The 7,755-nt window shown below is 53.8% G+C and carries 8 protein-coding genes; all 8 read right to left on the reverse strand.

What is annotated here, in order from left to right; all coding sequences use genetic code 11:
- Nucleotides 1-30 precede the first annotated feature (30 nt).
- Entirely contained in the window at nt 31-915 is an 885-nt protein-coding gene (locus tag JRI89_15815) for a phosphoribosylaminoimidazolesuccinocarboxamide synthase (GenBank protein MBW2072705.1), read from the reverse strand.
- A 66-nt stretch (nt 916-981) separates the two neighbouring features.
- Nucleotides 982-2,982 carry a pyruvate carboxylase subunit B gene (locus tag JRI89_15820; protein ID MBW2072706.1) on the reverse strand — a complete coding sequence of 667 codons (2,001 nt, stop codon included), beginning with the start codon at nt 2,980-2,982 and terminating at the stop codon, nt 982-984.
- A 182-nt stretch (nt 2,983-3,164) separates the two neighbouring features.
- Nucleotides 3,165-3,374, reverse strand: coding sequence for a hypothetical protein (locus JRI89_15825; protein ID MBW2072707.1), 210 nt, complete (start codon nt 3,372-3,374; stop codon nt 3,165-3,167).
- Nucleotides 3,375-3,450: 76 nt separating this feature from the next.
- Nucleotides 3,451-4,005, reverse strand: coding sequence for an HDIG domain-containing protein (locus JRI89_15830; protein ID MBW2072708.1), 555 nt, complete (start codon nt 4,003-4,005; stop codon nt 3,451-3,453).
- A gap of 90 nt (nt 4,006-4,095) precedes the next feature.
- The gene (locus JRI89_15835; protein ID MBW2072709.1) at nt 4,096-4,431 is read right to left on the reverse strand and encodes a transcription termination factor Rho; all 336 of its coding nucleotides are present in this window, start codon (nt 4,429-4,431) and stop codon (nt 4,096-4,098) included.
- 70 nt (nt 4,432-4,501) lie between these two features.
- Nucleotides 4,502-5,284 (reverse strand): slipin family protein, encoded by a 783-nt coding sequence (locus JRI89_15840; protein MBW2072710.1) that lies wholly within the window; start codon nt 5,282-5,284, stop codon nt 4,502-4,504.
- Between the two features lie 45 nt (nt 5,285-5,329).
- Nucleotides 5,330-6,712: a nodulation protein NfeD gene (locus JRI89_15845; protein ID MBW2072711.1), complete on the reverse strand. Its 1,383-nt coding sequence runs from the start codon at nt 6,710-6,712 to the stop codon at nt 5,330-5,332.
- A 52-nt stretch (nt 6,713-6,764) separates the two neighbouring features.
- Complete coding sequence (locus JRI89_15850) at nt 6,765-7,430, reverse strand: uracil-DNA glycosylase (protein MBW2072712.1); 666 nt, start codon at nt 7,428-7,430, stop codon at nt 6,765-6,767.
- Between the last annotated feature and the right edge of the window lie 325 nt (nt 7,431-7,755).

Here is a 7,755-nt window from a genome sequence, read left to right on the forward strand (position 1 = left end):
CTTGGACCGGACAGGCAATAGAGGAACTTGTCATTGCCCCGTTAGTCTTCGCAAGGCTTCCTGGTAGCGAGATCTGGTGTTTTGCACCACTTCGTCCGGCAGTGCTGGCGCCGGTGGCTTGCGGTCCCAACCACACTGGTCAAGATAATCTCGCAGGTACTGTTTGTCGAAGCTCTCCTGGCTTCTTCCTGGCTGGTATTTTTCTGCCGGCCAGAACCTGGAGGAGTCGGGGGTCAGGACCTCGTCTATGAGATGGAGCTCACCATTGACAAGGCCAAATTCGAACTTGGTGTCAGCAATGATGATCCCGCGACGGGCGGCCTGGCCTGCTCCTCTTTCATAAAGGGCTAGGCTGTAGCGTCGAAGGTCTTCGGCACATTCTCTGCCGACAATCTGACACAGGGTCTCAAAGTCAATATTTTCGTCGTGAGCCCCGGCTTCTGCCTTGGTTGACGGAGTAAAGATCGGAGATTCGAGCTGCGCTGATTCAACCAATCCTGGCGGCAGTCGAATACCACATACAGCGCCGCTTTGCTGATAGTCCCGCCATCCCGAACCGCTGAGATACCCCCGCACAATGCACTCCACTGGCAAGGGTTCGGCCTTTCTCACCAGCATACTTCTATGTTCGAGTTCCTGACGAAAGGGCTGACAGGCAGGGGGGAACTCTGCCACTTCAGCTGTGACAAAATGGTTCGCTATTACTTCAGCAAGCGTCTCGAACCAGAAAACTGACATTTGCGTAAGCACTTTTCCCTTGTCAGGAATGCCCGTGGGCATAACCACGTCAAAAGCTGAAATTCGATCGGTGGCCACAATGAGCAAATAGTCGCCGAGATCGTATATGTCCCTGACCTTCCCCCGGCCTTTGAGATTGAGCCCGGGAAAAGACGTCTGCAAGACTATCATGGCTATCAGCTATCCCTTCGATTGCTTCTAGCTGGCATTTCTTCCGTCCGGGTCGATCCAGTCGGGCGGATATTAGCCAATCACAGCCAGCACATCCCCCTTCTGCACCGAGTCACCACTCTTGAAGGGAATGGAAGTAATGGTTCCGGCACTCGGGGCAGTAATGGAATTCTCCATTTTCATAGCTTCAAGAATTACAATGACATCGCCCTCATCAACTGAATCCCCCTCTTTGACTTCGTAACGAATGATCATGCCAGGCATGGGCGCTTCAACCGTGGCACCGGCAGCTGGTACGGCAACGGGCTTGGCAGGTGCCGGTTCAGCCGGTGCAGGGGCGGGAGCTGCGGGGGGAGACACGGGCGGTGCAGTCGTTGCAGGTGCAGCCACAGGTGGTTGGGGGGCGGCCACGGGAGTTACTGACGTTACCTGCGGCGCACCACCCACTTCCTCCACTTCCACCTCAAAATATTCACCTTCGACAAATACATTGAAGGTACGAATGCCAGGCCCCTTTTCTGGAGCTGGTTTTTCCACTTTCTCCACCACTTTGCCCTGCTTGGCCAGGTTTACAAGTCTTTCTTCTTTCTTCGCCTGTTCGAGGGTCTTGGGCTTCACCTCTTCGGGTATCTCTTCTTTGCCGTATTTCCATTTTAGAAAACGCATACCGGTTGTGGGATAAAGGGCCACGATCAGTTCATCATCAATGTTTTTTGCGAGTCCCTTGGCCATGGCTCTGGCCTTGTCCATTTCAGGCTCCAGTACATCGGCCGGCCTCGCAGTAATTGGCTTCTCCCCCCGGCTATAGCCTTTCAACGCCTTCTTCTGCACTTCTGGGTCCACCGGCACCGGGGTCTTGCCATAGAGCCCATAGCACAGATCTTTCACCTGGGCCGTAATCATCTTGTAGCGCTCATCCTCGGTATCGAAGAGCACGTTGTTCACCGTCTGAATGCCAACGATCTGACTGGTGGGCGTGACCAGGGGCACCTGTCCGAGTTCTTTGCGTACCCTGGGCAGTTCGGCAAAGACCTCGTCTATGCGATCCAGGGCATCCATCTCTCGCAACTGATTGACCAGATTGGACAGCATACCACCAGGAGTCTGGTGCAGCAGTACATTGGTGTCGATAACGGAGAGCTTGTGGTCGTCCAGTAGATGGCGGTATTTGATGGATATTTCCTCCAGGTATTCGTCAATCTTGGCAAGCAGCCTGATGTCGAAACCCGTGTCCCGATTCGTTCCCTGCAAAGCGATCACCAGAGGCTCTATAGCAGGGTGCGAGGTGCGGTAGGCCCAGGGTGACATACAGGTGTCAATAATGTCCACCCCGGCCTCTATTCCCTTCAGCAGCGCCATATCCGCCATACCAGAGGTGAAATGGCTGTGAAGATGAATCGGCACCTTTATGGTCTCTTTGAGGGCCTTGATCAACATGTAGGCATCATAGGGAGCGATCAATCCCGCCATGTCTTTTATGCACACGGTGTCCGCCCCCATTTCCTCGAGCTGTTTGGCCTTTTCCACATAATACTCGAGATTGTACACAGGGCCGCCCATGCGAGGCTGCGTCAAGGAGTAGCAGATGGCACCCTGGAAATGCTTGCCCAGTTTCTTGATCACCTTCACCACAGTTTCAAAATTGCGGAAGTCATTTAGGGCATCGAAGACTCTGAAGATGTCGATGCCGTTTTCTGCTGCCCGCTCCACGAAAGGCTCAGCCACATCATCAGCATAGTTGCGGTAGCCAACCAGGTTCTGTCCCCGAAGCAGCATGGAGAAAGGGGTGTTCTTGATGTACTTTTTAAGAGTTCTCGGCCGCTCCCACGGGTCTTCCGCCAGGAACCGGTGCATGGTGTCGAAGGTAGCGCCACCCCAGACTTCCATGGAATAGAAGCCCACCTTGTCCATTTCTTCTGCAATGGGGATCATATCTTCTGTCCGTCCCCTGGTTGCAAAAAGGGACTGGTGTCCATCCCTGAAGGTCAAATCCTGGACCTTGATGGGATTGGTCACCTTCACTTTCTCTTTATCCACCAGCGCCGCCTTCAATTTGCCGTGTTGATCAGCCATTGTGTTCTCCTGTTTACCTCTCTGGTCAGATTTCGATTGCTAATGCTCATAGCAGCAAAGGCCGTTGGCTCGCAGTATACCTGGTCAGCAATGCGCCATTGTTGAGCCGCCAAGCAATGTCAGTGTCGCTGGAGAAAATATTTCTTCCCGCAGAAGCGGCAACAAACAGTGCTGTGGCTACACTAGCGAATCATGCGAAGCTGCAGCAGCCGACGCATCTCCATAATTGCCTGCCTGCCTGAAGCTGCCCACAGACTTGCAGGGATTGCGGGAACTTCCACCGGCTTCTCTGCGGCTGCTAGCAGCTGCTGTTCTTCCAGGGCTCGCATGTAACGGTAGACCGCTGCAACCGCAGCCACCACCTGCTTTTTCTTCTCTTCTTTCAGGCCCACGCTTCGAACTCCATCTTCAGCCGCTTCTCACCAGACCTCGAGCAAGCCTGGGCTCGCCTCCAGCCAGAGTTAGCCTTCAGAGGCCAAGGTCATCACTTATGCCTTGCATGGCCTGCAAACTGATGGCTGCAAAGTCCGCAAGAGGCAGGTCTATCTTTTCACACAACCGAATAAGGTCCCGATTGACCCTCCTGGCAAAATCCTTCTTTTTCATCCGTTTGAGGATCGACTTGGCTTTCACACTGGCGAGTCGTTTGTCCGGGTACACCAGGGCAGTGGCCACAATGAGTCCGGTAATAGATTCGGCACAGGTGAGGGCAAAATCCAGCCTTGATTCTCTTTCCACCCGTAAGGCCTCTGCATTGTGAGCTTTAATTGCCTGCAATGCTTCCGGCGGCAGATCCGAGTCGGCAAGGAGCTCAGTGGTTTTGAGCCCATGTTCCTCAGGCTGCTCTGCTGTCTGTTCATAGTCGAGATCGTGGAGCAGTCCCACTATACCCCAGAGTTCCACTGGTTCTCCGAAATGCTCTGCCAGGGCCCGCATTACTGCCTCGGTTGCCAGGCAGTGCTTGCGCAGGGTATCTGCGCTCACATAGTGGTCCAGCATATCAAGCGCTTGTTGGCGATTCATTGTCTACTCCAGCCGTTTCATACCCAGCAATGTTTTGCAAAAACTGCTGCTCTCAACTAGGGGGCGGCCGGCCTTCAGCTGTGCCCCGTCTCAGGCCATGGCTGCTCTGCGAGTCTTCTTCTTGAGTCTGCTTATCCGCCGCCTGAGTATTTTCACCTTTTGCTTGTCTCTTGCCTCCTTGCAGGCATCTTTCTGGCTGCGGAGCTCGCGAATCTTCCGTTTGATAGCGCGGACGTCCACGGCAGCCTGTCGCTTTTTTTCTTCAACGATGCCCTTGGCCTCCTTGATAGCCTTGAGCAACTCCCCCTTGTTCATGGCATGCACGCCCACAATTCCTTCAATGCCCAGAGCCAGTTCTCTCAGCTCCTTGGCAGTCATCCGATCCAGAGGTTTTTCCTTTTTTTCTTTTTTTTCCTTCTTCGCCATGTGGTCCATCTCCTCCGCTTATAGAACTTGCCTTGTCGACCTTTTTGCGAGGTGCCTTTTCGATCGAATCTCAGGATTCTTTGCTGCCCCCTGTCTTTTTCTCGAGAAGCTCGGATAGCTGCAGAAAAGGCTTGAACAGATCAATTGGTATGGGAAAAAGCGTGGTGGAATTATTCTCTGACGACACCTCCCGCAGGGTTTGCAGGTAGCGCAGCTGCAATGCCACTGGATGTTCGGCTATCACTTTCGCTGCCTGCGCCAGGCGGGCTGCCGCCTGATGTTCACCCTCGGCATTGATGACCTTGGCCCGCCGCTCACGTTCGGCCTCGGCCTGGCGCGCCATTGCCCGCTGCATATCCTGCGGCAGATCAATGTGCTTTACCTCCACGGTGCTCACTTTTACGCCCCAGGGATCAGTATGCTTGTCCAGAATCTCCTGCAGTTCGCTGTTGATCTTTTCCCGGTCTGAAAGCAGCTCGTCCAGCTCAGCCTGGCCGCATACGCTTCTCAGGGTGGTCTGGGCCAGCTGCGAGGTGGCATACAGGTAATTCTCCACTTCCACAACAGCCTTCACAGGATCCATAACGCGGAAATATATGACGGCGTTCACCTTCACCGAAACATTGTCTCTGGTAATCACATCCTGCGGCGGCACATCCATGGCGACCAGACGCAGGCTCACTTTTATCATGCGATCGACTACTGGGATAAGGATAATGAGACCGGGCCCCTTGGCCTTGATAATTCTGCCAAGCCGAAAGATAACACCTCGCTCGTATTCATTGAGGACGCGGATGGCGCTGGCCAGAAACAACACAGCCAGCACTATCAAAAAAATTAGAGAATATGGCATGCTTTCCTCCTCTGACAAAGCAGCAAAACCCGCCGAAGCGGGAAATTAGTGCTTTTTATCACCTATCCTGCGCACTTTCAATAATAAATTTTTCGCCTCGACAACCTCTACCCGCTCACCAGTGGGGATGGTTTCCTCTGCAACAGCATTCCAGAGTTCACCGTGAACAAACACTCTTCCCGAAGGGGTCAGGGGCTCCCTCACCTCGCCAATCTCTCCAATGAGCGCCTCGTAGCCTATCCGTGGTCTCGCCATATAGGCCCGCATGGCCAGCATGGCCACAATGATGAAGAAGCCTGAGATCACGGCCACGGCCGGCACCAGAACACTCCAGGAAACTCTGAGGCTGGAATCCCCGGTATCAAAGAGCATGATGGAGCCCAGGGTAAGGCAGATTATACCTCCTATGCTCAGGAGGCCATAGCTGGTCACTTTTATTTCGAGAAGAAAAAGGATGGCGCCCAGTATGATGAGGAGCACCCCGGCGTAATTGACGGAAAGCGTTTGAAAGGCATAGAAGGCAAGAATGAGGGAAATGCCGCCAATGACACCTGGAAAGATGGTCCCTGGATGCGACAGCTCGAAATAGAGACCCGCAAGACCAATGAGCATCAACAGGTAGGCAATGTTGGGGTTGCTGATCGTCTTGAGCACCTTGTCCCGAAGATTTTCCTGAATTATCTCTACTGGTACGTTTTTGAGGGCGAGCTTCTTTTCTCCCTCCTTGGTCTTTACTTTCCAGCCTTCGAGCTTTGCCACCATATCATCCACATCCCTGGCAATGAGGTCTATGACCTTGAGCTTCAGAGCTTCATCTGCAGTAGCCGATACACTTTCGCGCACCGCTTTCTCGGCCCATTTCACATTGCGCCCTCTTCGAGAGGCAATGCTCTTGATGGTGGCAACCAGGTCATTGACCACCTTGGTATTCATGGTCTCGCTCATCTCCTTGCCACCTGCCACAACAGGGTGAGCAGCGCCAATATTGGTTCCCGGAGCCATGGCAGCAATATCAGCAGCCAGGGTAACGAATACCCCGGCAGATGCTGCCTGCGCGCCGCTGGGAGCAACGAACACCGCCACCGGCACAGGTGAGTTCATAATTGTCTTGACCATGGTACGCATGGAGGTAACCAAACCACCCGGAGTGTCTAGTTTGACAATTATCAGCGGTGCCTCTTCATCCACAGCCTGAGCAATGCCGCGAGCAAGAAAATGGGCCGTGCCTGGATTTATGCTTTCCTCTATCTTCAGCAGTTTGATACTGCCGACCTTGGCCCATAGACTGGTAGCGGTACAAAGAAGTGACAGCTGCAGTAAAGAGAATAGCAGAGCACTCAACAGTAAGGCCAACTTTCTCTTTCGTGCAGGCTCTCCCTGGATACCCCCGGATCCAACACTGATGGACCTCACAGCTGGGGAGTTCATTTGATTGCTGCACTCCACTGAAAATGTCCTCCGGTCTTGCTGACCGTCAACTTTATCTCTGCACACTTTCAACAGTTTCCTTGTCAACCAGTTTCATGAGCAACTGCAAGTCCTGCCACGCCTTGCCTTTTTGCCCTGGATTACGCAATAGATAGGCAGGATGATAGGTGGGAATGAGTGGAATTCCCTCGAATTGGTGCACCCTTCCCCTGAGAAGAGATATTGGACTCCGGGAGGAAAGGAGATACTGCGAGGCAAAACCTCCCAGGGTCAGGATGACGGTGGGGCGAATTGCCCTGATCTGCCGTTTGAGAAAGGGGCCACAGGTAGCCATCTCGTCCTCTCTGGGATTCCTGTTCCCCGGAGGGTGGCACTTGATTACGTTGGCAATGTACACCTCTGGTCGCTGCCAGCCCATGGCCACAATCATCCGATCCAATAGTTTTCCAGCAGCCCCCACAAATGGCCTGCCCTGTCTGTCTTCCTCGTATCCAGGGCCCTCGCCCACAATGACTATTCTGGCCCTGGGATCCCCTTCCCCAAAGACAATATGGCGGCGGCCCTGATGGAGTCGGCACCGTTTACACTCTCCCAGATCAGCTCTTATATCTTCCAGGGTCTCAACAGAGTATTCTTCCACCTGCGTCTCTTGTGTTTGTGCAGGTTTGGGCAGCCATTGCAGGCCGAGTGTGGCCTGGGCGCTGAGATGCAAGCGCATATCTCGAACTAGCTCCACCAGCGCCTCTGTGGCACCTGCCTGCCGAGTGTGGTAGGTAAAACGCTCCTGCTGGCCATGGCCCAACCTTGCCACCTGCCTTCATTGCCCTGCGTGCGGGCAACAGTCTCTAGTAAAGTGTCCTCTCGAGCGCTGTCTGTCCTGGCAGGAAAGCTTCCTGACCGGCATCAGCGTTGCTGGACAAGCCAACTACTTACATCCTCTGTGTCCAGATCTCCTCAACCCTGTCCCAAATCCTCTGGGCCACCAGCTCCTTGTCCTCCCTGGGCAGTGATTCCTGTCTGTCGTTTGCCCAGAAAATGGTCAC

This window comes from Deltaproteobacteria bacterium (assembly GCA_019309045.1).
Lineage (GTDB): Bacteria > Desulfobacterota > Syntrophobacteria > BM002 > BM002 > JAFDGZ01.